A 22,884-nucleotide genomic window follows, 5' to 3' on the forward strand; every position below is an offset into this window, starting at 1 on the left:
AGACGGCAACGCCAAGCTTATCGGGTCGGGAGGGAAAAACAGCGAGGTCGCCCGATCCAGGAGAATGGAAAAAGGATCGCTCACCCGCAGCTCATATTCTGAATTTCGGCCTGCGCCTCGGCGGCGGCAGGCGATTGGGGAAACCTGACGCCCACTTCGGAAAGCGTGACACAGGCCTCGTTGGTTTGACCAAGTTGCGCCAGTGCACGTCCCAGCCGGAACAGCGCATCTGGGGCTTTGGCCCCGTTAGGCTCAGCACTGAATGTATCAAGATAGGCGCGCGCGGCTTGCGTCATCTCGCCTGACTGCTCAAGCGCTTCGCCACGCTTCAGTCCGGCCTCTCCGCCAAGCGGGCTGCCGGGGTAGTTTTCCTGAAAAAGCGCAAACTGACGCGCCGCTTCGGCCATGTCTCCTGCCGTGAAACTGGCCATCGCCGTATCAAAATCGGCCTGTTCACCAACTGCAAGCTCTACGCCACTGGTTGTTCCGGTGTCGCTGGACCCGGAGATTTCGCCGGTGGTGATTTCTGTTGATGCTGTATCCGTACCAGTTGCGGTCGATCCGGTCGAATGCGCAACACCACCAAGCGTGTCACCCACTTCCAATGTTCCGATGTCGCAGCCCGGTTCAAGCTCACAGATTCGAAACTCAAGGTCACCCACCCTGTTGGTGCCATCGGTCACCACACGGTCGATGCGAAACTCAAGCTGTTCGGTCTTGGATGTCAGGCGCTGCAACTCGGCTTCCATCGCATTGACCCGGTCAATAACCGTGCCGCCCACCGTCAGCTGCCCGGATGCTCCTGTTGTGCTCAGTTCACGCTTGAGGCGCTGTAATTCGACATACAGCACAGCCAGCTCTTGCCGAATATCAGCAAGTGTTTCGCCACCTTCTTGTGCCGAGGCCACACTCGGCATCCCGAGCATGGCCACAACAACCAGTTTGAAAATCCAGCGCATACGAGCCCCGTTAACTCTTAGGCCTAGCTTGTTGGTACAACTGATATGACAGTAACCGCTCGGCGGTTTTTAGCATAGCAGCTTTCCTCACTACAGATTTCCAGCGGCCGTTCCTTACCATAGCTGATCACTTTCATACGATTTGACGCAACGCCCTGAGACGTCAGGTATTCCAAAACAGCGTTGGCGCGGCGCGCCCCCAGCGCGAGGTTGTACTCTCGCGTGCCTTGCTCGTCTGCATGACCTTCGATGACGGCGGAGTATTCCACGTTGGTGTTCAACCACTGCGCCTGTCCGTCCAGCGTCGCCATGCCTTGCGGTGTCAATGTAGACTGATCGACAGCAAAAAGAACCCTGTCTCCAACAGTTTGTTGGAAATAGGCCGCCGAAGTCGGGTCTTGCGGCGAGCCCGCCAAAGCACCACCTGCCACACCGCTGTTGTTCAGATCTACCGCATTGCCGCTACCAAACCGATCTGCCGAAGAACATGCCCCCAGCGCCATCACAGCCGCCAGAATTGTCATTTTACTCAGAATATTCATAGGATTGCCCCACTCTTTTTTCATCTGCTCTTTGTACACATTATCACATGCAGGAATCGCATGCACTTCACTTCTGCAAGCCCGACCACGACGGGTCAGACGCACCAATTTCAAGCGGCACCTGACGCAAATTGCGCCCCGTTATGTCCACCGAATAGAGCCGCGCCTGCCCTTGTGCGCCTTGCGATTCACGGGTGAACATAATCACCCGGCCGTTCGGGGCCCAGGTCGGACCCTCATCCAGAAACGATGCCGTCAAAAGGCGTTCTTCGCTTCCATCTGTCCGCATCACGCCAATATGGAACCGCCCTTTGGATTGCTTGGTAAACGCCACAAGATCGCCGCGCGGGGACCACACAGGCGTACCATAGCGCCCCTGACCAAAGCTGATCCTTTGCGCTTCGCCGCCGCTTGCGGGCATCACATAGAGTTGCGGCAAACCGGATCGATCAGATTCAAAGACGATCCGGCTGCCGTCCGGGCTAAAGCTGGGCGCGGTCTCTATCGACGGGGCCGACGTCAACCGCGTCGTCCGACCGCTCCCGATATCCATCGTGTAGAGGTCGGTGTTGCCTCCAGTTGTCAGACTGAACACCACCGTGCGCCCATCAGGCGCAAAGCGCGGCGCAAAACTCATTGTGCCCTGCTGGGTTTCCAGCACGCGCCGCCCGGCGCTGGCCACATCCAGCACATAGATCTTGGGAAACCCGCTCTCATAGCTGGTGTAAAGGACCTGATCGTCTCCTGGAGAAAACCGCGGGGCCAGCACAATGGAACTGGCGTCGGTCAAATAGCTTACATTGGCGCCATCATAATCCATAATCGCCAGCTGTTTCTGACGGTTATCTTTGGGGCCGCTTTCGGCCACGAACACCACACGACTGTCGAAATACGCATCTTCGCCCGTCAGCCGCGAATAAACTTGATCAGCCACTTTGTGCGCCATGCGCCGCCATCCATCGACAGTGCCCTGCAATTGCAGCCCCTGGCCGATCTCTTGCCCTGCAAAAACATCGTAAAGCCGGAACCGCACAGTCAGCTGCCCTGCACCGTCCACCGATACTCCACCGACAATCAAGGCTTGCGCATTGATCGCTTTCCAATCGGGAAATTGCACCGGGCTGGCAAAATTGGTGATCCGCCCAATATGCGCCGACGCCGGGATTTCCCGGAAAAGCCCAGTGCCGCTTAGGTCGGCGGCAATCACCTGTGTGATGTTCTGCGCATGTTGAGCCGCCGCCGCAGTATCTGCGACAAATCCGGGCACCGCGTAGGGTAAAGGCTCAATCACGCCTTCGGTGATCTCGATCCGAAGCGGGCCGTCTCGCTCTTGTGCCGCGACTGGGGCTGCGAAGCCTAAAAAAATGGCCGAAAGGAGGGTCAGTACATATTTCATCATTTGATCCTCATTCTCTCCGGATTGAATGTCATCTCAATTTCTCGCCAACTGGCATATTTGTCTGCGGGTAAGTCAAATCCGCTTGCGCCACAGCGCAAAATCGCGCGGCGCGCCGCCTGAAAGGCCTGATCTGCCGACGCATTACTACCGCCAGAACTGCTGAGCATCCGGATGGAACTGCTCACGGGCCGCGCATCTTCACTCATGTTGACGGACACGATTACGGTCGTTTGCAAAGCATCTGTGCTGAGCGACCCGACATTCCAACACCGCTGCACCGACACCCGAAGCGCGTCTTTCTCACCCGCCGTCAACGGTGGACCTTGCGGTGCTGTGTCCGCCGCGCCTTCATTGGTGCCCAAAGCTTCGGCCAACGCATCGTTGACCGCCGCACTGGTGTCCGGCTCTTCCTCAGCCTGCGCTGTCTCGGTCTGCGCTGGCTCTTCGGTTGTCTCTTCGGGTTCTGCCGCCGGTTCGGGCCGATCAGGCCGTGTTTGCGGACGCAACGAGCGCGTCGGGGCCGCCGCAGCTTCTTGATCAGCTTCGGTCACAATCTCGGTGGTCGCCTCCTCAGGTGATGTAGCCTCCTCGTCAGGGGCCACCTCCTCGGCCTGCGCGTCAGGTTCAACTTCTTCGCGCTCAACCTCATCAATCGCCACATCCGGCTCAGGCTGGGCTACAGGCTCGGGGGCCACGCGTGGGGCATCCTCAGCCTGCACCTCTTCGGCCTGTTCGGGTACCAGAACCGCCACTTCTTCTTGAGGCGGGTCAAGCACAGGCGGCTCATCGCTCACTTCCGCCTCAGGTGCTGGTTCAGGCTCTGTCACCTCGGGCACGGGATCAGGCGGCGGCGTCTCAGCCACCTCCGGCGCTTCCAATTCCGGCGTATTGTCTGCCTCTGAATTCACTTCCGGCGCTGACTCGCCTTCCTGCGGCGGCTCTGGTGTGTCCACATTGGCCACGGCCTCGGGCGACGCCTCGGGTGCCACCAGCGCGGCATATTCTTCGGCAGAAATGGCCGTCACCTCGGTTACACGAAACGGCAAAGGCTCGGCCTGAAATGCCCCGCCAAAAATGGCAAAGGTGATCAGCCCCACATGGGCCACACCGGATATGACCTGACCGGTGTTCACCGCTGGCTACCCGTCGCTCTCATCAAGCGTGGGACCACCGGCCTCAGTCACCAGACCGATATTGTTGAACCCGCCACGATTGAGCGCACCCATGACTTCCATCACCTGAGCATAGGATACCGATCCATCCGCCCGCAGATAGACCCGTGTGCTGTCACGCTCGGCAGCAATCCCTTGCAGACGGCTCACAAGATCGCTGCGCGCGACTTCCGTGGTCTGGATCATCACCACACCTTCGGCTGTCACTGTCACAGTCAGCGGCTCTTCTTCTTCGCCAGGCAGCGGGTTGGCCGCCGTTTCCGGCAATTCCACAGGAACGCCCACCGTCATCAAGGGTGCGGCCACCATGAAGATGATCAAAAGCACCAACATCACGTCCACAAAGGGTGTGACGTTGATCTCTGACATCGGACGAGAGCGCCCGCGTCCGCGCCGCCTGCGTCCGGCGTCACCTGATTTTTGAACAACACCTGCGCCCATGTCAGCTGTCCAACTGACGGCTCAGGATCGTCGCGAACTCATCGGCAAAGGCCTCATAACTGGCCACAATACCATCGCAATCCGCGCTGAGCTTGTTGTAGAAAATCACCGCCGGGATCGCCGCCAAGAGGCCAAGACCGGTCGCCAGAAGCGCTTCGGCAATGCCGGGGGCAACAACAGCAAGGTTGGTGTTCTGTTGCTCTGCAATTTCGATAAAGGCATTCATGATGCCCCAGACTGTGCCGAAAAGCCCGATAAATGGTGTCACAGAGCCAATCGAGGCCAGAATGGTCAGTCCGCTCTGCAGGTTCTTGCTTTCCTTGGCAATTGCCACATCCATTGACCGGTCGATCCGTGCCGTAGCCCCGGCAATCAATCCACCATCATTGCGATGAGACCGCCGCCATTCCATCATGCCCGCCGCAAAGACGCGCTCGGATTGCCCCGCCGGGTCCGAGCCGATCTCGTCAAACAGCTCATCCAAAGGATCCCCGGACCAGAAGCGGCGATCAAACACATCCGCTTCGACCCGAGCCTTGCGGTACACGATCAATTTCTGGATGATAATCGACCATGCCCAGAACGAGGCTATGATCAGCATCAACATCACCAGTTTTACGATTAAAGTTGCGCGTGCAAATAGCGCCCACAGTGAGAAATCCATCTCCTGTGCCAATGCCAGGGTTTCTGCTTCCATCCGCCTGCTCTTTTTTATCGGCTTATATGCGCCGTGCTTTATTGAGCGGCACGCTAGCCGATTTTAAAGGGGAAAGCCAATAACATCCGCACCCTGGCGACAATCGGGCACAGTTTAATGCACGATCTGGCGGATATTTGCCGGTAAACGCACGGGTTGCCCTGTTTCCGTCAGGCAGGCAATGGTGACCTGTGCGGCAAAAAGCAGTTCATCCGCACGAAACACCGTTTGGTCCATGATCAGCCGCGCGCCACTCACCGAAGCAACCGTTGTGCGCACCTCCAGCTCATCGTCAAACTTGGCAGGCAGGTGGTAATCCGCCTCGACCCGACGCACTGCAAAGACCACACCATCTTCTTCGCGCATGGCGTTCTGATCAATCCCCATTTCCCGCACCCAGTCACTGCGCGCGCGCTCTATGTACCTGAGGTAATTGGCATAATACACTATGCCCGCCATGTCGGTATCTTCATAGTAGACGCGGATCGGGAAGGTGTGTGTCATGACACAACCCTAGACCTGTTTGACCCGCGCCGCCAGTCTGAGCGCGTGACTTGGGTCTTGCGCCACCACTGGCATGACCGGATCATAACTGGCCCGGATGACAGCCCCGATATCGGGCCGCAGGATCACCTTGCCCTCCGGCGCCTGCGCCAGAGGAGAGCGCCCTACAAATGCGGTGTCTGACCAAAGCACAATGGTCTGCACCACCTGCGCCAAAGCCAAAGTGTCTGCGGGAACCTTGCTAAGCTCTCCATCCATGCGCAGAAACACAAAACTGGCCTTGATCGCGCCGGACTCATCAAAGCGGAAAATTCGATATTGATTTGCCCCTGCCGCCTTCAGACGCTCCACCAACGGCCCCAAGTCTGGCACCATCCGATCCAGATCAGGCACCTCGGTCAGCTCATCCCAGTCCCGAAAGAAAAAGAACATCAGGTTGACGCCAAGCTCAGGGTCCGTCTCAGCCATGCTATGCCCGGCCATCAATACCACGGCCTCTACGGCTCCTTTAACAATCTCCAGCGTGCGGTCATCCGTGCCAAAAACAACCGGCACCAAAGGCCGCCCCCAGCGCGCAAAGAGGTAGGTGCCATCAGCACGGGTAAACAGCGCCTCAACGCCTTCATGTGAAATCAGGTCAGCCATATCCTGCAGGTATCAGAGCTTGTCAGAGGTGCAAGAGCCCAAGTCTTTTCTTCTTGCCAAAAATATCCTCGCCGAAGGCATCATTTACCAAACAAATCGCTCTGCCCCGGGGCTTTGGGCACGTCCAGCCCCAAATGCCGCCACCCCATAGGCGCCAACATCCTCCCCCGCGGCGTGCGCTGTATCAGCGCCTGCTGCAACAAAAACGGCTCAATCACCTCTTCGAGCGCATCGCGGCTTTCCGAAAGGGCCGCGCTCAAGGTCTCAATCCCCACTGGCCCGCCCTGATACCCTTCGGCAATGAGGCGCAGATACCGCCGGTCTGCCCCGTCTAGCCCAAGGCCATCCACGCCCAGCCGGGTGAGCGCATTATCGGCCAGCGCCTGCGTGATCTGCCCGTCGCTTTCCACCACAGCGAAATCAGCCACCCGGCGCAACAGCCGCCCGGCAATGCGCGGCGTGCCTCGCGAGCGGCGTGCAATCTCGCGCGCGCCTGCTTCATCCGCAGGCGTGCCCATGCGCACCGCGTTGCGCGTTACGATCTGATGCAGCTCATCCTCAGAATAAAACTGCAGCCGGGTTGGAATGCCGAACCGATCCCGCAAAGGCGTGGTCAGAAGCCCCAAGCGCGTCGTGGCCCCCACCAGTGTGAAGGGCTGCAATTCAATCCGCACTGTCCGTGCCGCAGGCCCTTCGCCGATCACCAGATCAAGCTCAAAATCCTCCAACGCAGGATATAGCACCTCTTCCACGGCCGGATTAAGTCGATGAATTTCATCAATGAAAAGCACATCATTGCGCTCGAGATTGGTCAGAATGGCCGCCAGATCCCCCGCCTTTGCCAGAACCGGCCCCGATGTCATGCGAAATCCCACGCCCAACTCACGCGCCATGATCTGCGCGAGCGTCGTCTTGCCCAAACCCGGTGGACCATGAAAGAGCGTGTGATCCATCGCCTCACCGCGTTGCCGAGCGGATTGGATGAACACGCTGAGATTGGCCCGCGCCTCTTCTTGCCCGATAAAATCAGACAGCATCTGGGGTCGCAAAGCGCGGTCGGTATCCTCTGGCAAGGGATCAGGGCGCAAGGTTGGATCAGGGTCGCTCATATTCAGTGATCCTCAAACCCTGTCGCGCTTTCGACGCGAAGAAGACCGTGAGGTCTGATGAACGTCACCTCTCTCATGACTTCGGCGCCAAAAGCTTCAACGCCGCCCGGATAAGCGCCGGTGTTTCGCTCTCGCCGTTACCAGCCGCCTGCGCGACCGCGGCCGCCGCGTCCCCCGGTGCATACCCAAGGTTGGTCAAGGCCGAGAGCGCCTCGGCCTGCGCCGCCGAATTGCCCGCAGAAACGGTGACGGATGGCGCGATCTCGGCCTCAATGACCGCATCCGTATCCGCTTCAGGCGTGGGGCCCGCACTTACAGCATGTGTTGCGCCCATCGCCATCACCTCTGGGGCCTTGTCTTTTAGCTCATGCACCACACGCTGCGCCGTCTTGGGGCCAATCCCCTTGGCCGCCTTAATGGACCCCGCATCGCCCAGCGCGATGGCGCGGCCTACGCCTTCAGGTCCCAGAGTGCCAAGAATGGCCATAGAAGCCTTGGCCCCCACGCCCTGTACACTCATCAAAAGCCGGTGCCACTCTTTCTCGGCCAGCGTGGTAAAGCCAAACAGTTGCAACAGGTCTTCGCGCACCAGAAGATCGGTGTAAACCGCTGCATGCTCCCCAATGCCGGGCAACGCCGCCAATGTCCGGTCTGAGCAATACACAAGATATCCCACCCCACCCACATCAATCAGCACGTGATCAGCAGCACGATAATCTATCCTTCCGGCCAGCCGCCCGATCATGCGCGTTGCCTCATTGTGAGAACCGGAGACGCCCCATGATGCGCATGGCAAATCGCAATCGCCAGCGCATCCGCAGCATCAGGCCCCGCCAGATCAGCACCCGGCAACTGAACCCGCACCATATGCGCCACCTGATCTTTGGCGGCATGGCCCACGCCCACAACGGTCTTTTTCACCGTGTTGGGCGCATATTCTCCAACCGTTAGGCCAAACTGCGCTGGCACCAGCATGGCAATGCCCCGCGCCTGACCCAGTTTGAGCGTGCCCGCCCCATCCTTGTTCACAAATGTCTGCTCCACAGCGGCTGTTTGCGGTGCGTAAGCCGAAAAAATCGCGCTGAGTTGTTCATGCAAAGACAAAAGACGCTCGGACAAACTAACGTTCAGCGTCTTACACACGCCATTGGCCACGTGGCTGATCCGGCTGCCCTCTGTGTCGATCACGCCCCAGCCCAGATTGCGCAACCCGGGATCAATGCCGATGACCCTCATTTCTCTGCCCGTTCTTGTTGTTTGTTCTGCGTTAGCACGAAACGGGAACAAAGACCAAGTGGTATTGCAATACACGCCACCGCAGACTTCGAGCACCAAGCCATGCGCCGCCCGCAAAACCACGCATTGAGAAAATCAGAATTTTACTAAAATATTGTTTTATTCCAAAAAGTTATCCATGTTTTACCTATGCGTTTCGTGCATATTGACTATGCAAAAACCACCCCTTGTTAGGATCTGAATCCGGGACTATTTCGCCGTGATCACAACGCATCATGCGTCTCAACAAAAGGACCATAACAATGGCTGTCATCGACACAACCACCGTGGCCGGCGGCAAAGGCAATGCCCTTAGCCGTACGGTTCATAATATCATCGCGCAATTTAATGCGTGGAATGACGCTCGGATCACACGCAACGCGCTCGCGCGCTTGTCAGATCGCGAATTGGAGGATATCGGACTTACTCGCGCAGAGATCGATACGATCGCCGGTTAAGCCCTTTCTTTTAAGCATGTCTGCCATAGAACATGCTTTCCAGATAATAAGAAGCCCTGCACGCGGACCAACGTGCAGGGCTTTTCTTTGGCTTCAAGGAGCGACACAGTCGCGCTGGAGGGACCCTTGAATTTCCTTAGTTGAACAAAACGTGCAGTTGTTTCGCGATTTCAAGAGTAACCGGATCACTCTGCATCGCGAAGGCGCCAGCTTGTTCAACAATCGTGCCTTGGTGCAGCGCATCAACGCGCTGATCATAAACTGTCGAGCCCAGATGGGCCATGATCATTCCCTTAAAGAGGAAGAAGCCAACCACCAAGAAGGCCAACCCGCGTACCGAAAATCCGGTGCGACGGCGCTTGGGGCGAAAAACAATCAGGCCTTCACGTGTAACACGCGCGGAATACCCGCCGGCCATACGCGCTTTCTTGCGGTCAATCTTCCGCACGCGCTCATCAAAACTTGCAAAACCATCAGCCGTCATAACAACGTCCTTATATTCGTCCTTAAACCCTGACCTGACGCTAGGTATGAATTGTGGCAGAAATGGGGCATGCGCCTTATTTGCGCTGTTTTTTCTTTGTTTTTCAGACACTTTTGCAGAGCATTAGTGACGACCAGTCACCAATAACAAGGGTCTCGACAACACTGTTTCCGCAGGCGGTATAAACATCGGCGATCTCTTGCCGTTGCTCATTCAAGATCCCAGACAGAATCACAAGCCCACCCGGTGAAAGCGCCTGAGTGATTCTGTCGCAGAGCCCAATCAGCGGTCCTTTGAGAATATTTGCGAAAATCATATCAAACGGGGCTGTAGCCGCGATATCCACATGATCCAGCCCCTCAGCCTCAAGGCATGTGACACGCCCGTCAAGTCCGTTGGCCGACACATTGGCCTGCGCTACATCCACTGCAACCTGGTCGATATCGCTGGCCAGAACACGCGCGTCCGGCCAAACCCGCGCCGCCGCCATAGCCAGAACGGCGGTGCCGCACCCCAGGTCCAAAACGCTTTTCGGCGCGACACCCCCCACAATCGCCGCCTCCAGCAATTTCAGGCACCCCTGCGTGGTCCCATGATGCCCCGTGCCAAAGGCCATCGACGCCTCGATCAACAGAGGCTCACACCCTTCGGGCACTTTATCTGCATCATGGCCGCCGTATACAAAGAACCGCCCCGCCTCGACCGGTGTCAGCTCTCGCTTGACCTTGGCCACCCAATCCACCTCAGGCAGCTCCGAGACGACAAAATCCTTCGCACCATGCAAAGCCGCCAAGAGCGCAAGCCCTGCGGCATCGGGTGCGCCCTGGAAGTATCCGCCCACTTCCCAAAGGCCTGAGCCGTCCTCAAGTTCAAAGACGCCAACCCCCGTCGGTTCCGGCGTAAGTGCTTCCATCGCCGCACCAAGAGCTTCGGCTTTGTCTATTCCGGCAAGCGTGGTGAGTGCGGTGAATGTCGGCATGTCTGATGAACCCGTCTGAAGGACTTACTCTGCCACCGCCGGAGCGCGGCGCGTCAGGATCGTCTCATAGCCTGGTTCAGGGTGACGTGGAATGAGCAAAGCCAGAAGAAACGACACCGATGCCATGCAGGCCGCCAGCACAAACACCGCCGCCGGAGACACCAGCCACAGATAGCCCAGAGCCGCAGGCAGAAATACCGCTGCAATGTGGTTGATGGTAAAGGCCACGGCGGCTGTGGGCGCGATATCTCCGGGATCGGCTATTTTCTGAAAATAGGTCTTCAGCGCCAGCGCCAGGGCAAAAAGCAAATGGTCCACCACGTAGAGCACCATGGCCAGCAAGACGCCCCAGCCAAAGAAGTAAAGCCCGCCATAGAGCAGAAAGACCAGCGCCAGACCGGCATATTCAAACAGCAACGTCGCGCGTTCGCCAAAGACATGCACAGCGCGTCCCATGAAGGGCGCAAACACCATGTTGGCAACAAGGTTGATCATGTAAAGTGCTGTGACCTCATGCACCTCAAAGCCGAACTTTTCGACCATCATGAACCCGGCAAAGACGATAAAGATCTGCCGCCGCGCGCCCGACATGAATTGCAGCGCATAATAAAGCCAATACCGGCGGCGCAGGATCATCTTTTTGACCTGCGGATTGGGGGCCTCGAACTGCGGGAAAGCCACCATGCAATAAACCGCAATCGCCACAGTCGCAGCACCCGCCAGCATGTAGACGGTGTTATAGCTTAGATCGAGCGTCTCCCAAGTGAGCACAATCAGGACATAAGCGACGAGTGTCGCGGCAGACCCCGCCGAAACCAGCCAGCCCAGCATCTGCGGCGCGCGGTGTTTGGGCAGCCATTGAAGCTGAAGCGACTGGTTCACCGTCTCGTAGTAATGAAATCCGATCGAGCTGAGCATCGTGATTGTAAGAATGCCGCCCATGGTGGGAAACCACGCGGTAATCGCTGTGGCCACGCCCAACAGAACCAAAGACACCAGAGCCAGCGTCTGTTCGCGCATGAATATGATGATGGCAATCACGCCAATGGCGAAGAACCCCGGGATTTCCCGCACCGTATGCAACCAGCCAATGTCGGAACCGTCAAAATCCGCGGCCTCAATGACAAAGTTGTTGATCAGCGCCATCCAGGTGGAAAACGCCAACGGCATCGCCGCGGCCATCAAAAAGAGCAACACCACAGGCCGCCGCCATTTGGGCAACTGATGCGCGTCATCCAGGGGAAAGGTTTTGCTCATAAAAGAGCATTACGTCCATTGCCCGGGTTTGGCCATGGGCCAGCATGCAGGGCGGATGTGCAAAAATCGCACAGGCCGCCCCAAAGCATAGCTACGCCCAAGCTTTTAGGATTGATGTCGGCTTTGAGTCCTCTTTGACCGATGCTGCAAGCTGCACGAATGACGGCTTTCAATCCTTTGAGCGTTGTTTACTCGTGGCATCCGCGAGTGCATCGGATACACGCTCATTGACCAATTCTGGAAGTTCCCACAAGGGAAATCCACCGGCTCCCGGTATTGAAATGCGCTTTGCGTTTGGAATGAGTTCTTCCATGGCATCTGCGGCCAGCACGAAGTCTTTTACGTCATGCTCGCCGTTGATCAGGATTGTCGGCACTTGCAATTGCCGCAGCTTGTCTTCAACTGAGTCCAATGGCTTTGAAGCAAGGTCTTTTTCCAGCCACGGACCACCCTTGAAATCCTCGATAATTCGCCGTTGTTCCGCAGCGCGGAACCTCTCTGGATCAGAACGCATGAGATCAAACCACGGCCCTTTCTCCCACCACAAATCCCGCGCTTCCATCATGCCTTGTTCTTTGGCAGTTGCGGCAACGTCCGAGAGCAGGTTTGACACTGAAGGCAACGCGCGACCGGGAAAAACTGGTGATTCAAGCACCAGCGCAGAAAACAGATCGAATTCATCACAAGCTGCAATAAGCCCGGCTGAAGCACCAAGATGAGTCCCCCAAAACGTTGCGTTTTTCACTCCGGTCGAGGCCATGCATTCTCGGATATGCTCCGAAAATTCCTTTAGGCCATAGGGCGCAGGAATGGAGGAAGAAACGCCGTGACCTGGCAAGTCGATCAGCAGTATTCGGTATGTTTCCTGAAAATACCTGACTTGCACATCAAACAACCGATGGTCTTGTGAAACTCCATGGACCAGCACCATCCAGTCTGCGGCTGGGCCAGCGGTGTCCAATACAATACAGCTGTCAGTCTGTGTCATCTTACACTCTTAGCGCTATGATTTTGATAGCGGTGGCACACGGAATGAAATTGCGCTACTATTTTCGAAGCGATGACTGACTCTTCCTTTCCACGCCCCGGACAGCCTGTCCGAGGTTCACAAAGCGGCGCGCCGTTGATGGCGCTTTTGGACCTCCTAGGGCGCCGTTGGTGTCTTGGTATAATTTGGCAAGTAAGTGAAAATGGACCGCTGACCTTTAGGGCCCTCGAAGCTAAATGCGGTGGCGTATCACCAAGTGTACTCAACACCCGTTTGAGGGAACTTCGAGAGGCTGGGCTAGTCCAGGTCGGTGACGATGGATACGAGGCGACCAACCAGTGTTTGGAGTTGTTCGCTCTCATCGAGCCTATGCGTAACTGGTCTCACGCTTGGGCGAGGAAGTTGCCCTAGAACAACTAATCGCAGTGTCTGGATGAACAATCAAAGCCGCCATAGGAGCAGCCGCTGCGAATTGGCGTTTTGTCCGCCTAGCTACCACCTCAACGACACCACTCCCAAACGCAAACCCGCTCTGTTCAACCTGATGCTCAGGACATCCCGAACAACCATCCCGGCAAGTCCTTGACCAACAGGAAACCCGCCGTGCGCTTTCTTAATCCCGGCCCGCTACCGACGCCGCACCGACGTGATACCGACGCAGTACCGACGTGTTACAGACGTCGGATTCCCCTCAAAATAAGGGCGTTAACCTTTTCAGGCCAAATCGCTCAATAAAAACTCTGCGGATCAATATCCACGGCCAGCCGGAACTGCGCCGACCCTTTCACCGGGGCCACCCATTTTGCCAGCGCAGGCTGCAGCGCGGCCCCCTTCGGCGCCTTCACCAAAAGCCGTACCCGGTGCCGTCCTCGCACCCGCGCAATCGGGGCCGGGGCAGGTCCAAACACCTGCCCGCCTGCCGCACGGATAGGCCCATCATTGCGCGCCAAAAGATTACCGATATCAAAGGCTTCCTGCATATCCGTCGAGGACAGGATAATCCCCGCCATCCGCCCGAAAGGCGGCACGCCGGCATGGCTGCGCTCCGCCGCTTCGGCGCGCCAGAAGCCTTCTTCGTCACCCGACAGGATCGCCCGAATGACCGGATGCTCAGGTTGAAAAGTCTGCAGCAAAGCCTGCCCCGGCTTCTCTGCGCGCCCAGCACGCCCTGCCACCTGCCGCATCAGTTGAAACGTCCGCTCCGCCGCCCGCAGGTCTGATCCCTGCAATCCCAGATCGGCATCGATCACCCCCACAAGCGTTAGATTGGGAAAATTATGCCCCTTCGCAACCAATTGAGTTCCAACGATAATATCTGCCTCACCTTCGGCAATCTCGGCAATCTGCGCCTTTAGCGCCCGGGCCGAGCCAAACATGTCCGAGCTGAGCGTCGCAATCCGAGCATCCGGGAAAAGCGCCTGCGCTTCTTCGGTCAATCGTTCCACCCCCGGCCCCACAGCCGCCAACCGATCTTCGGCCTCGCAGGATGGGCACACGGACGGCATCGGCTTGGTCTCGCCACATTGGTGGCACATCAGCCGTTTCAAAAACCGATGCTCAACCATGCGGGCATCACAGTGATCGCAGCCCACCTGATGCCCGCAGGCCCGACAGATCGTGACCGGTGCGTAACCCCTTCTATTCAGGAACAAAAGCGCCTGTTCCCCGGCCTGCACCCGTGCTTCCACCGCCCTCTGCAAATTTGGTGAAATCCACCGGCTGGCAGGCAGGCGTTCGGTGCGCATGTCAATCGCGCGCAGGTCGGGCATCACCGCTTCACCAAAGCGCGTATCAAGATCAAGCCGCGCGTATTTGCCTGCCTCTGCATTGGCCCAGCTTTCCAGGCTTGGCGTCGCTGAGGCGAGAACCACCTGCGCTTCACACAAAGACCCCCGCAAAACAGCCATGTCACGGGCGTTATACAGAACCCCATCTTCCTGCTTGTAGGATGTGTCGTGTTCCTCATCGACGACGATCAGGCCAAGGTCTTGAAACGGCAGGAAAAGCGCCGACCTCGCGCCAACCACAAGCTGACAACGGCCCTGCCCCACCATCTTCCACACCCGGCGGCGTTCGGTCATAGTCACGCCCGAATGCCATTCGGCCGGGCGTGCGCCAAACCGTGCCTCTACCCGCGTAAGAAACTCTGCTGTCAGAGCGATCTCAGGCAACAGAACCAGCGCCTGCTGCTTACGGCGCAGCGCCTCGGCCACAGCTTCAAGATACACTTCCGTCTTGCCAGAGCCTGTCACACCCCGCAGAAGCGTTGTCTTGAACCGCGCGTTGCGTATCCCGTCATTCAAAGCTTGCGCTGCCGCCGATTGATCCGGTGTCAAATCCGCCCCCGCAAGGTTCGGATCCAACGGTGGATAAGGCGCATCACGCGGCGTGTCTTCCTCCAGGACAGCTCCCTGTTTCACAAGGCCTTTTACGACAGAAGACGTTACACCGGCCAGATCGCTCAACTCCTTGAGCGTAAACGCCAAACCCCCGTATTCGCGCAGCGCCTCCAACACCTTTGTGCGCGCTTTCGTCTCGCGATCCGGCGCGCGGTCCCCCAGCCGATACACCTTTTGCATCGAAGGCGGGTTGCTCAGCCCCGGCGCACGCGTGGCCAGCCGAAGCATCGCCGGCAAGGGCGTCAGCGTGTAATCCGCCGCGCGTTTGAGAAAGCTCTGCAACTCCTCTCGCATCGGCGCGGCGTCCAGTACGCGGATCACCGACCGGATCTTGGCGAGATCGTAATCCCCCTTCCCCGGCCCCCAGACCACGCCGATCACCTTGCGCGGCCCTAAAGGCACCTCGACAAAGCTACCCAGATGGCACCCGCCTTCGGGGGCTTTGTAATCGAGCGGACGCCCCAAAGGTTGCGTCGTCAGAACAGAGACAAGCGCGCCGGTATCAAAAAAACTGGGCGAAGGAGACGTCACAGAAGGCCCTTGGTTAGGAGGTCCCGGATCACGTCCGGGACGGGGGGTTTCGGGCATCCACTCTATGAGGTAAAGCCAAAAGAGAAAAACCCAAACCCGCACCAAAAGGGCTGCTTGAGATGAAATTTTTCGTAGATACCGCCGAAGTTGATGCCATTGCCGAACTCAATGAGTTGGGCATGGTCGATGGGGTCACCACAAATCCCTCGCTCATCATGAAATCCGGACGCGATATTCTGGAAGTGACCAAGGAAATCGCCGACATGGTCGATGGCCCCGTGAGCGCCGAGGTCGTGGCCACCGAGGCCGACGCGATGATTGCCGAGGGGCGCAAGCTGGCCAAGATCGCCGACAACATCGCCGTCAAGGTGCCGCTCACCTGGGATGGGCTGAAGGCCTGCAATGTGCTGACGAACGAAGGCAACATGGTCAATGTCACGCTGTGTTTCTCCGCCAACCAGGCGCTTCTCGCGGCCAAAGCGGGTGCCACGTTCATCAGCCCCTTCATCGGGCGGCTCGATGACATCAACCTAGATGGCATGGACCTCATCGCCGACATCCGCACGATCTATGACAATTTCGGGTATGAGACCCAGATCCTCGCGGCCTCGATCCGCACCGTGAACCACGCCACCCAATCCGCCCTGATTGGAGCAGATGTCATGACCGCCCCGCCCGATGTGATCAAGAAAATGGCGCTGCACCCGCTGACGGATAAAGGTTTGGATGCGTTTTTGAAGGACGCGGCAAGCGCGAATATCAAAATCGTTTGAGGGTCCTAGTGTTTGATTTGGGAACGTTCGGTGCGCGAACAATGAACAATGTTAGCGCGCACCGGCACATTTGTTTGCAGCGTTAATCAGGCTCTCGGTAGAGCTCATGACATGAGCAGTGAACACCGCCTCCACCTAACGCGAACATGTCATAGTCGACCGCGTCAACATGAAAACCGCGGTCTTCCAGCTGCTTGTTGACGTTCAAATTGTGGCTCATCGACAAGACACGCTTGTTGCCAAGACTAACCAAATTGCCACCCAGCTTTACACAATCCGCATAGGCAACCGGGATGGTCTCAATGCCGTGCGTCTCTTTGATGTAGTCAAGCGCATAGGGTTGCAGCGCATCTTCGCACACCAAAGCCAACCCTCTTTCGAGCATTACAACGACAGCGTCCACATGCACAAACTGTGGCGGAATAGGCGCGACCAAAACCTCCCAATCCTTTTCACGAAGCCAGCCTGCGACTTGCTCGGCACCTTCCTTCGTCGATCGATCCCCTGACCAGCCCAGCAGGGCGACACCTGGTTTCAAAATGCAAAAATCCCCACCCTCAAAATGCCCGGCCGTGACCCATTTCCAAATTGGGATACCTGCTTTGTGGTAGAATTCACTGACGACCGCATAATCCCGGCGACGCGGAGGCGTCTGGATAGATGTGATGACAGCACCCCAGGGCGTCATGAAACTTGAGTCACGGGTGAAAACAGAAGATGGAAGCCCCTCGTCGGCTTCCGCAAAATGTACATTCACACCATTGCGCTCATAGACCTCCACCATTTGCCGGTGTTGCTTCATGGCTTTTTGCTTGTCAAAGCGATGGCCCATTTCCTCCATATTCGCCAAGGTCACCGCGGAGATCGAGTTCAGAGCAACCCAGCGAAAATGATCTGGCTTACCAAGCAGTACATCGGTCAATACACCTGTCTGAGCGTTGACACCCCAACGCACCGGTTTGTCTTGGATAGATGCCGACGTGGACTGCAATTTGTTCATGTTGTATCCAATCTGACCAAGTGAGTGGACGATATGCGTCGTGAATTTAGAAAGCAACACGGGCAGCGTGGCCCAACATCTGCAGAAAGAGGCGCAAATGGCGGGCAAAACCAAACCTTGCCCACAACAAGTCGTGCAAACCCGCAACATCTAAAAACCTCGACAGATAAAACTAGCGCCACAGGGCCTGCCTCTGCTAAAGAGAGGCCAATAAAAAAATGGGGCGTAACGTGAGCAGTCAGCCTGAAATGACCGAAGTTCTGCGCGAGAAGATCATTGCGCAGCCGAATGTTATTCTTGAAGATCAAGATCTTATGCGTGCACTCATCGCTGCGAATGAGCGGGCGATGGGCAACAATATTGTTGATTTGCGCGGCATCGCCATGGACCGGCTGGAGGCGCGGCTGGAGCGGTTGGAAGACACCCATCGCAGCGTGATCGCCGCAGCCTATGAAAACCTCGCAGGCACCAATCAGGTGCATCGCGCCATTCTGCGTATGCTCGACCCGGTGGAGTTTGAAAACTTCCTGAAGGATCTCGGCGGCGATGTGGCCACGATTCTGCGGGTCGATTGCATCAAGCTGGTGCTGGAATCGGTGCAGAATGACGACGACCCGGCGGTCAAGCGTCTGGGCGATGTCCTTTCGGTCGAAGCTCCCGGTTTCATCGAGCAATATCTTGCTGTGGAAAAGGGACATCCAGTGCGCCAGGTCACCTTGCGGCAAATTCAGCGTGGCGACCCGCGGGTCTACGGCCCAGAGGCGGAATTCATGCGCTCTGAGGCCTGTCTGCTCTTGGATTTTGGCGAAAACCGTCTGCCTGGGCTTCTGGTCATGGGCGCTGAGGACCCGCATCAGTTCAACCCGCAACAGGGCACCGATCTTTTGTCCTTCTTCGCAGGTATCTTTGAAAGAGCGATGCGCCGCTGGCTGTCATGATCTCGCCTGCGGCGCGTGACGCGCTACAAGATTGGCTGGCCTATCAGAAATCCCTGCGCGGTGCGCCGCAGACGACGCTGGATGCCTATGGCCGCGATGTCAGTGATTTTCTGGCGTTTATCACAGAGCACAAGGGCGAAGCCCAAGGTCTTCGTGCGTTGGAACGTATCAGCGTCACAGAAATGCGTGCCTGGATGGCGTTTACCCGAGGGGACGGCGTTGGTCCGCGTTCGCTGGCGCGCAAACTCTCTGCCGTTAAAAGCTTTTTCCGCTGGCTGAGCGAGCGTGAAGGGATTGAGCCAACCGCCGTGCTCTCGGCTCGCTCGCCAAAATATCAGCGAAAACTGCCACGCCCGCTCAGCCCCGATGCGGCGCAGGATGTGATCGACACACTGTCGTTTCAAACCACGCAACCTTGGATCGGAAAGCGCGACGAGGCCGTGGTCACCCTGCTCTATGGCTGCGGTTTGCGCATCTCCGAGGCGCTTGGCCTTCTGGGGTCTGACCTGCCGCTGGGAGAGGCGCTACGCATCACCGGCAAGGGCGGCAAAGAACGCATTGTGCCCGTCATCGCGCCCGCACGCGAGGCGGTCGAGCGCTACATAGCCGCCTGCCCCTACCCCATGGAGGCTGACCAGCCGGTTTTTCGCGGTGCCCGCGGTGGGCCGCTGAACCCGCGCACTTTGCAACAGACCATGGCGCGTGTGCGCATGCAGCTGGGATTGCCGTCAACCGCAACGCCCCATGCCATGCGCCATAGCTTTGCCACGCATCTGCTGAACGCAGGCGGCGACCTGCGCGCCATTCAAGAGCTTCTGGGTCATGCCTCGCTCTCCACAACGCAGACTTATACCGCGGTCGACACTTCTCGGTTGATGGAGGTCTACGCGCGAACTCATCCGCGTGCGAAATGAGCGCAGACTATCCAGATATTCACGAACTGATCTGGAAAGACGACCTTGACGGGTTGACGCGCATTCTCGATCAAAACCCCGATGTCGCTAAAGATACGGATGTCATGATCTACGCGGTTCAGGCCGGATCGCCTGAGATCATTGGTTTGATGATCTCACGGGGTGCTCCGGTGCGGATCGAAGTCGATGATGGATTTCCTCTGCTCCATATCGCCGTTGATCGGCCGCGTGATCCTTTGCCGGGCAAGGCAGCATTCAACCACGATGCGCTTACCGTCTTGCTCAAGGCCGGTGCCGATGTGAATGAACGTGGTATGAATGATTGGACCCCGCTGCACCGTGCCGCCGCCATTGGCGATCTGGAGGCTTGCTGCATTCTCATGGAACATGGCGCAGACAGATCTGCCCGAACCCAAATCGACCACCACGCAACACCAGAGGAAGAAGCCAGGCACTTGGGGGAATACGCAGCCGCCGATTTTGTACGCGACTACGAGCCAAAGAAGCACTGAACTGCAGCCGGATTTGAACGGTCACATACCTCAAGCAAATGTGAGGAGTTCTGATTGGCTTGCCGCACGCGGTCTGTGACAAGGTGCGCACGGATTTATTGCCGATATGGCAGGAATTGAAGGAGCTCCCCAATGATCCGCAAGCTAGCCATTGCCGCAGCATTCATGTTTTTTGCCGGCGCCGCCAGCGCCGAAGACTGCGCCGCCATCACTGTAGAAGATGCGTTTGATCTTGATGACGCCGCTATTGCCGGGCTGTATGAATGCCTCGGAGCCAAGATGGCCGAAGGCTATGCCGCCGAAGGCGATGAGGTCGGCAGCACATATCGCAGCTGGACCGCGTCCCAAACAGCAGGTGCCGTTCAAGGTGCGCATGGCAAGCGCATCCTCTTCACCTACGCCAACGATATTGCCGCCGAGCAATATCTTAAGTTTGCTGAAGAAGGTGTCGACATGCCGGTGGGGTCTGTTCTGGCTAAGGAATCCATCTCGATTTCAACCAAAAAGAAGAAAGCGCGGCCTGGCCCTCTCTTCATCATGACCAAAGTCGGCACCGATGAAGCGCCTGAAACAGACGGTTGGCTCTATGCTGGCCTCCAGCCCAACGGCAAAGTCATGAAGGTCAAGCAAAGCTTTTGCCACGACTGCCATATCTCTTGGGAAAGCCAGGATGCATTGGCCTACCCGGTCGAAGAATACCGCGTCAGCCAGTAGAACCATTTGGCATTAACACCACATCAAACCGCGCCAGTCCCTCTGGCGCGGTTTTGCATTTGCATCACTTGGCACGATGGCCCATGACAGTCGAATGACGACCCAACTCAAAGCGCTTGGTGTACACCTGCTGACGGCAACAGGTGCGGTCTTTGCCATGCTGGCCATGCTGGCCGCTGTCGACGAAAAATGGAGCCTGATGTTTCTCTGGCTTGTCGTCGCCTTTCTGGTGGATGGTATCGACGGCCCGCTGGCGCGGAAGTACCATGTAAAGAGCAATGCGCCACAGTTCGATGGTGTGCTGCTTGATCTGATCATCGACTACCTGACCTATGTCTTCATCCCCGCCTTTGCGCTTTTCAAATCGGGACTACTACCGGGATGGACGGGATGGTTCGCCATTATTGTTATCACCTTTGCAAGCGCCATGTACTTTGCAGACACACGCATGAAAACAAAAGACAATTCTTTCTCCGGCTTCCCCGGATGTTGGAACATGCTGGTGCTTGTGCTCTTCGCGATTGAACCGAACTTCTGGGTGTCCCTCACGCTCGTGGCGCTCTTGGCCATCGCCATGTTCATCCCGTTCAAATTCGTGCACCCGGTACGCACCGCGCGTTGGCGGCCACTTACATTGCCGATGGCCTTGGCGTGGACCTTTTTGCAGGTTGGGCCGCCTGGGTCGATTTTCACCCTGAAAGCTGGGCACATTGGGGGCTGATTGTAACCAGCGTCTACCTCACACTCGCGGGCATCGCACAACAGATCATACCCGAGCGCAAACGCGGCTAGATCAAAAGACCTGCCGCACCCTCATGGCGCAACAGCCACACCTTGTCTTCGATTCCGCCGGAGCCTGAAAATCCGCCCAGGTTGTTGGCACCCAACACCCTGTGACAGGGAATGATGATCGGAATCGGATTGCCCCCACAGGCCGCACCAATAGCCTGCGCCGGGGCCTCGCACAGCTTGGCCAGATCCCCGTAAGTGCACGTTTCACCAAAAGGAATGTCCTGCATGGCGCCGCAGACCTGCTTTTGGAATGCCGAGCCCGATACCGAGACCGGAACTGTGAACTCGGTCAGCTCTCCGGCGAAATAGGCAGCTATTTGTGTCAAAGCCTCGTCCAACACCGGATCAGGCGCATCATCCTCGATTTTGGGTGTGATATGACCCCAACGCACCCGCGTGACTGCGCCGTCCTCACAGGTGACGCGTACATGGCCCAGTTCCGTTGTCACATAGCCCTGTGCCATATTCCTACTCCGTATTGAGCAAAACCGCTTCAACCCGGCGATTGGTCTCCCGGCCTTCGGGGGTCAGGTTGCTGGCCACCGGCGCAAGATAGGAAGCCCCATTCGCCTCAAGCTGATCCGGCGATACGCCATATTCGCGTACCAACCGGTCGCGCACCGCCTCGGCCCGGCGCTTTGACAGGGTCAGGTTCGCCTCAAGCCCACCCACTGTGTCAGTATGCCCGACAAGCGCCACGCGCCGCGTTTCGTCCTTGGTTAGAAACTCTGCCAAGGCCGTTAATGATGCATAAGGGCCTGGCCCGAGCGACCCTGATCCTGATTCAAACTCCAGATCAGACAGCACGACATGGCCCTGGGATTGTAGCCGGGCGATCATGCTTTCATTCTGACCGCTATCGGCAACGACCACATCGTCAACTCCAACAGAGACACTCAAGCTGGGCGCGCTTTCCCCGGTCTGTGAAACCCGCGTGACCTGTAAATACCCGACCGCGCCAACGCGGCTCACAAGCAAGGTTAAGTAGCTTGCGCTAGAACTGTCTGTCTCGGAAGCTGCAACGAGAAATCGGTAGTTAAACAAGTCAACAAACATGTCGGGCGCAGGTAAAACATTGATCTGATAGCGAAAATCAAACCCACCGCATTCCTGCCCGGCGCAATCCAGTATCACCTCATATCCCGCCGCAGCAATCTGATCTCGCAATGGTCGCATGATCTGCAGCGAAGTCAATCCAGGTGCACTGAATTGCCAAGCTTGTTTTGTCAGCGCGCCCTCAACTTCGATTGAGGGAATACGTGTACCATCAAACGGACCTGTCGGCACAAGATAACTCGTCGTTGACTTGTTGATTTCCCTGTTCAAACTGGCCCCTGGCGGCAACTCAAGCTCAATTGCGTTCGCTATCCCACCGAACACCGCAATCATCAAACTGAAAGAC

General features: G+C 57.4%; 26 protein-coding genes and 1 pseudogene. 8 read left to right on the top strand and 19 right to left on the bottom strand.

The genetic code is table 11. The annotated features are described in order from the left end of the window. Positions 1–80 precede the first annotated feature (80 nt). From ybgF to ruvC, 11 genes are all read right to left on the bottom strand, one after another. Positions 81–959 (bottom strand): tol-pal system protein YbgF, encoded by an 879-nt coding sequence (gene ybgF, locus RZ517_RS14600; RefSeq protein ID WP_338548901.1) that lies wholly within the window; start codon positions 957–959, stop codon positions 81–83. A 23-nt stretch (positions 960–982) separates the two neighbouring features. After that, complete coding sequence (pal, locus tag RZ517_RS14605; RefSeq protein ID WP_338551173.1) at positions 983–1,501, bottom strand: peptidoglycan-associated lipoprotein Pal; 519 nt, start codon at positions 1,499–1,501, stop codon at positions 983–985. 67 nt (positions 1,502–1,568) lie between these two features. Continuing rightward, the gene (gene tolB / locus RZ517_RS14610) at positions 1,569–2,897 is read right to left on the bottom strand and encodes a Tol-Pal system beta propeller repeat protein TolB (protein WP_422395586.1); all 1,329 of its coding nucleotides are present in this window, start codon (positions 2,895–2,897) and stop codon (positions 1,569–1,571) included. Then, a complete protein-coding gene (locus tag RZ517_RS14615; RefSeq protein ID WP_338548903.1) occupies positions 2,897–4,033 on the bottom strand; it encodes an energy transducer TonB in 1,137 nt (378 codons plus the stop codon). Before RZ517_RS14615 ends, tolB begins: the two co-directional genes overlap by 1 nt. A gap of 6 nt (positions 4,034–4,039) precedes the next feature. Further along, positions 4,040–4,513 carry a protein TolR gene (tolR, locus tag RZ517_RS14620; protein ID WP_338548904.1) on the bottom strand — a complete coding sequence of 158 codons (474 nt, stop codon included), beginning with the start codon at positions 4,511–4,513 and terminating at the stop codon, positions 4,040–4,042. A gap of 1 nt (position 4,514) precedes the next feature. After that, a complete protein-coding gene (gene tolQ / locus RZ517_RS14625) occupies positions 4,515–5,210 on the bottom strand; it encodes a protein TolQ (RefSeq protein ID WP_317057250.1) in 696 nt (231 codons plus the stop codon). Positions 5,211–5,324: 114 nt separating this feature from the next. After that, positions 5,325–5,714, bottom strand: a complete 390-nt coding sequence (ybgC, locus tag RZ517_RS14630) for a tol-pal system-associated acyl-CoA thioesterase (RefSeq protein ID WP_317057249.1) — start codon at positions 5,712–5,714, stop codon at positions 5,325–5,327. Between the two features lie 9 nt (positions 5,715–5,723). Continuing rightward, positions 5,724–6,359: a hypothetical protein gene (locus RZ517_RS14635; protein ID WP_338548905.1), complete on the bottom strand. Its 636-nt coding sequence runs from the start codon at positions 6,357–6,359 to the stop codon at positions 5,724–5,726. 80 nt (positions 6,360–6,439) lie between these two features. Further along, a complete protein-coding gene (gene ruvB / locus RZ517_RS14640) occupies positions 6,440–7,468 on the bottom strand; it encodes a Holliday junction branch migration DNA helicase RuvB (RefSeq protein WP_338548906.1) in 1,029 nt (342 codons plus the stop codon). Between the two features lie 73 nt (positions 7,469–7,541). Continuing rightward, positions 7,542–8,213 carry a Holliday junction branch migration protein RuvA gene (ruvA, locus tag RZ517_RS14645; protein WP_338548907.1) on the bottom strand — a complete coding sequence of 224 codons (672 nt, stop codon included), beginning with the start codon at positions 8,211–8,213 and terminating at the stop codon, positions 7,542–7,544. Continuing rightward, positions 8,210–8,704 (bottom strand): crossover junction endodeoxyribonuclease RuvC, encoded by a 495-nt coding sequence (gene ruvC, locus RZ517_RS14650; protein ID WP_317057245.1) that lies wholly within the window; start codon positions 8,702–8,704, stop codon positions 8,210–8,212. Before ruvC ends, ruvA begins: the two co-directional genes overlap by 4 nt. Positions 8,705–9,006: 302 nt before the next feature. Between ruvC and RZ517_RS14655 the strand changes: the two genes are divergently transcribed. After that, the gene (locus tag RZ517_RS14655) at positions 9,007–9,201 is read left to right on the top strand and encodes a DUF1127 domain-containing protein (protein ID WP_338548909.1); all 195 of its coding nucleotides are present in this window, start codon (positions 9,007–9,009) and stop codon (positions 9,199–9,201) included. Positions 9,202–9,337: 136 nt separating this feature from the next. Here the strand turns inward: RZ517_RS14655 and RZ517_RS14660 are convergent, their stop codons facing one another. From RZ517_RS14660 to RZ517_RS14675, 4 genes are all read right to left on the bottom strand, one after another. Beyond that, positions 9,338–9,796: a hypothetical protein gene (locus RZ517_RS14660; RefSeq protein WP_338548910.1), complete on the bottom strand. Its 459-nt coding sequence runs from the start codon at positions 9,794–9,796 to the stop codon at positions 9,338–9,340. Further along, positions 9,789–10,664, bottom strand: coding sequence for a 50S ribosomal protein L11 methyltransferase (locus RZ517_RS14665; RefSeq protein WP_338548911.1), 876 nt, complete (start codon positions 10,662–10,664; stop codon positions 9,789–9,791). Before RZ517_RS14665 ends, RZ517_RS14660 begins: the two co-directional genes overlap by 8 nt. Positions 10,665–10,688: 24 nt before the next feature. Continuing rightward, positions 10,689–11,921, bottom strand: a complete 1,233-nt coding sequence (locus RZ517_RS14670) for an MFS transporter (protein ID WP_338548912.1) — start codon at positions 11,919–11,921, stop codon at positions 10,689–10,691. Positions 11,922–12,090: 169 nt separating this feature from the next. Beyond that, entirely contained in the window at positions 12,091–12,909 is an 819-nt protein-coding gene (locus RZ517_RS14675; RefSeq protein WP_338548913.1) for an alpha/beta fold hydrolase, read from the bottom strand. 138 nt (positions 12,910–13,047) lie between these two features. On the opposite strand from RZ517_RS14675, the gene RZ517_RS14680 reads away from it, so the two are divergent. Then, complete coding sequence (locus tag RZ517_RS14680) at positions 13,048–13,320, top strand: winged helix-turn-helix transcriptional regulator (protein ID WP_338548914.1); 273 nt, start codon at positions 13,048–13,050, stop codon at positions 13,318–13,320. Between the two features lie 317 nt (positions 13,321–13,637). Here the strand turns inward: RZ517_RS14680 and RZ517_RS14685 are convergent, their stop codons facing one another. Beyond that, positions 13,638–15,896 (bottom strand): primosomal protein N', encoded by a 2,259-nt coding sequence (locus RZ517_RS14685; protein WP_422395587.1) that lies wholly within the window; start codon positions 15,894–15,896, stop codon positions 13,638–13,640. Positions 15,897–15,958: 62 nt separating this feature from the next. Between RZ517_RS14685 and fsa the strand changes: the two genes are divergently transcribed. Further along, positions 15,959–16,612 carry a fructose-6-phosphate aldolase gene (gene fsa, locus RZ517_RS14690; protein WP_338548916.1) on the top strand — a complete coding sequence of 218 codons (654 nt, stop codon included), beginning with the start codon at positions 15,959–15,961 and terminating at the stop codon, positions 16,610–16,612. Between the two features lie 82 nt (positions 16,613–16,694). Here the strand turns inward: fsa and RZ517_RS14695 are convergent, their stop codons facing one another. After that, positions 16,695–17,612, bottom strand: a complete 918-nt coding sequence (locus tag RZ517_RS14695) for a dimethylarginine dimethylaminohydrolase family protein (protein ID WP_338548917.1) — start codon at positions 17,610–17,612, stop codon at positions 16,695–16,697. Positions 17,613–17,860: 248 nt separating this feature from the next. Here RZ517_RS14695 and RZ517_RS14700 point away from each other — a divergent pair, with 248 nt between their 5' ends. The 5 genes and pseudogenes from RZ517_RS14700 (at position 17,861) to RZ517_RS14720 (ending at position 21,482) form a co-directional block, all read left to right on the top strand. Next, complete coding sequence (locus RZ517_RS14700; RefSeq protein WP_422395588.1) at positions 17,861–18,550, top strand: DUF484 family protein; 690 nt, start codon at positions 17,861–17,863, stop codon at positions 18,548–18,550. Next, the gene (locus tag RZ517_RS14705; RefSeq protein WP_338548919.1) at positions 18,547–19,464 is read left to right on the top strand and encodes a tyrosine recombinase XerC; all 918 of its coding nucleotides are present in this window, start codon (positions 18,547–18,549) and stop codon (positions 19,462–19,464) included. The genes RZ517_RS14700 and RZ517_RS14705 overlap by 4 nt, the downstream gene beginning before the upstream one ends. Then, the gene (locus RZ517_RS14710) at positions 19,461–19,976 is read left to right on the top strand and encodes an ankyrin repeat domain-containing protein (protein WP_338548920.1); all 516 of its coding nucleotides are present in this window, start codon (positions 19,461–19,463) and stop codon (positions 19,974–19,976) included. The genes RZ517_RS14705 and RZ517_RS14710 overlap by 4 nt, the downstream gene beginning before the upstream one ends. A 132-nt stretch (positions 19,977–20,108) precedes the next feature. Then, positions 20,109–20,690: a cytochrome P460 family protein gene (locus tag RZ517_RS14715; RefSeq protein ID WP_338548921.1), complete on the top strand. Its 582-nt coding sequence runs from the start codon at positions 20,109–20,111 to the stop codon at positions 20,688–20,690. Between the two features lie 94 nt (positions 20,691–20,784). Further along, positions 20,785–21,482 (top strand): annotated as a pseudogene (locus RZ517_RS14720) (CDP-alcohol phosphatidyltransferase family protein). Here the strand turns inward: RZ517_RS14720 and RZ517_RS14725 are convergent. Together RZ517_RS14725 and RZ517_RS14730 are read right to left on the bottom strand one after the other, a co-directional pair. Continuing rightward, the gene (locus RZ517_RS14725; protein ID WP_338548922.1) at positions 21,479–21,946 is read right to left on the bottom strand and encodes a methylated-DNA--[protein]-cysteine S-methyltransferase; all 468 of its coding nucleotides are present in this window, start codon (positions 21,944–21,946) and stop codon (positions 21,479–21,481) included. The pseudogene RZ517_RS14720 and the gene RZ517_RS14725 sit on opposite strands and share 4 nt — an antisense overlap. A 4-nt stretch (positions 21,947–21,950) precedes the next feature. Continuing rightward, positions 21,951–22,871, bottom strand: a complete 921-nt coding sequence (locus tag RZ517_RS14730; RefSeq protein WP_338548923.1) for an OmpA family protein — start codon at positions 22,869–22,871, stop codon at positions 21,951–21,953. Between the last annotated feature and the right edge of the window lie 13 nt (positions 22,872–22,884).

The sequence above is a fragment of the Roseovarius sp. S88 genome (assembly GCF_037023735.1).
Lineage (GTDB): Bacteria > Pseudomonadota > Alphaproteobacteria > Rhodobacterales > Rhodobacteraceae > Roseovarius > Roseovarius phycicola.

Excerpts from the sequence above, each read along its gene's own strand:
- RZ517_RS14675 (WP_338548913.1), bottom strand. The coding sequence starts at position 12,909 with ATGACACAGACTGACAGCTGTATTGTATTGGACACCGCTGGCCCAGCC.
- ybgC (WP_317057249.1), bottom strand. The coding sequence starts at position 5,714 with ATGACACACACCTTCCCGATCCGCGTCTACTATGAAGATACCGACATG.
- pal (WP_338551173.1), bottom strand. The coding sequence starts at position 1,501 with ATGAATATTCTGAGTAAAATGACAATTCTGGCGGCTGTGATGGCGCTG.
- RZ517_RS14730 (WP_338548923.1), bottom strand. The coding sequence starts at position 22,871 with ATGATTGCGGTGTTCGGTGGGATAGCGAACGCAATTGAGCTTGAGTTG.
- ruvB (WP_338548906.1), bottom strand. The coding sequence starts at position 7,468 with ATGAGCGACCCTGATCCAACCTTGCGCCCTGATCCCTTGCCAGAGGAT.
- RZ517_RS14635 (WP_338548905.1), bottom strand. The coding sequence starts at position 6,359 with ATGGCTGACCTGATTTCACATGAAGGCGTTGAGGCGCTGTTTACCCGT.
- RZ517_RS14705 (WP_338548919.1), top strand. The coding sequence starts at position 18,547 with ATGATCTCGCCTGCGGCGCGTGACGCGCTACAAGATTGGCTGGCCTAT.
- tolR (WP_338548904.1), bottom strand. The coding sequence starts at position 4,513 with ATGGGCGCAGGTGTTGTTCAAAAATCAGGTGACGCCGGACGCAGGCGG.
- ybgF (WP_338548901.1), bottom strand. The coding sequence starts at position 959 with ATGCGCTGGATTTTCAAACTGGTTGTTGTGGCCATGCTCGGGATGCCG.
- RZ517_RS14695 (WP_338548917.1), bottom strand. The coding sequence starts at position 17,612 with ATGAACAAATTGCAGTCCACGTCGGCATCTATCCAAGACAAACCGGTG.
- RZ517_RS14700 (WP_422395588.1), top strand. The coding sequence starts at position 17,861 with ATGACCGAAGTTCTGCGCGAGAAGATCATTGCGCAGCCGAATGTTATT.
- fsa (WP_338548916.1), top strand. The coding sequence starts at position 15,959 with ATGAAATTTTTCGTAGATACCGCCGAAGTTGATGCCATTGCCGAACTC.
- ruvA (WP_338548907.1), bottom strand. The coding sequence starts at position 8,213 with ATGATCGGGCGGCTGGCCGGAAGGATAGATTATCGTGCTGCTGATCAC.
- RZ517_RS14710 (WP_338548920.1), top strand. The coding sequence starts at position 19,461 with ATGAGCGCAGACTATCCAGATATTCACGAACTGATCTGGAAAGACGAC.
- tolQ (WP_317057250.1), bottom strand. The coding sequence starts at position 5,210 with ATGGAAGCAGAAACCCTGGCATTGGCACAGGAGATGGATTTCTCACTG.
- RZ517_RS14715 (WP_338548921.1), top strand. The coding sequence starts at position 20,109 with ATGATCCGCAAGCTAGCCATTGCCGCAGCATTCATGTTTTTTGCCGGC.
- ruvC (WP_317057245.1), bottom strand. The coding sequence starts at position 8,704 with ATGAGGGTCATCGGCATTGATCCCGGGTTGCGCAATCTGGGCTGGGGC.
- RZ517_RS14725 (WP_338548922.1), bottom strand. The coding sequence starts at position 21,946 with ATGGCACAGGGCTATGTGACAACGGAACTGGGCCATGTACGCGTCACC.
- RZ517_RS14665 (WP_338548911.1), bottom strand. The coding sequence starts at position 10,664 with ATGCCGACATTCACCGCACTCACCACGCTTGCCGGAATAGACAAAGCC.
- tolB (WP_422395586.1), bottom strand. The coding sequence starts at position 2,897 with ATGAAATATGTACTGACCCTCCTTTCGGCCATTTTTTTAGGCTTCGCA.
- RZ517_RS14655 (WP_338548909.1), top strand. The coding sequence starts at position 9,007 with ATGGCTGTCATCGACACAACCACCGTGGCCGGCGGCAAAGGCAATGCC.
- RZ517_RS14670 (WP_338548912.1), bottom strand. The coding sequence starts at position 11,921 with ATGAGCAAAACCTTTCCCCTGGATGACGCGCATCAGTTGCCCAAATGG.
- RZ517_RS14680 (WP_338548914.1), top strand. The coding sequence starts at position 13,048 with ATGGCGCTTTTGGACCTCCTAGGGCGCCGTTGGTGTCTTGGTATAATT.
- RZ517_RS14685 (WP_422395587.1), bottom strand. The coding sequence starts at position 15,896 with ATGCCCGAAACCCCCCGTCCCGGACGTGATCCGGGACCTCCTAACCAA.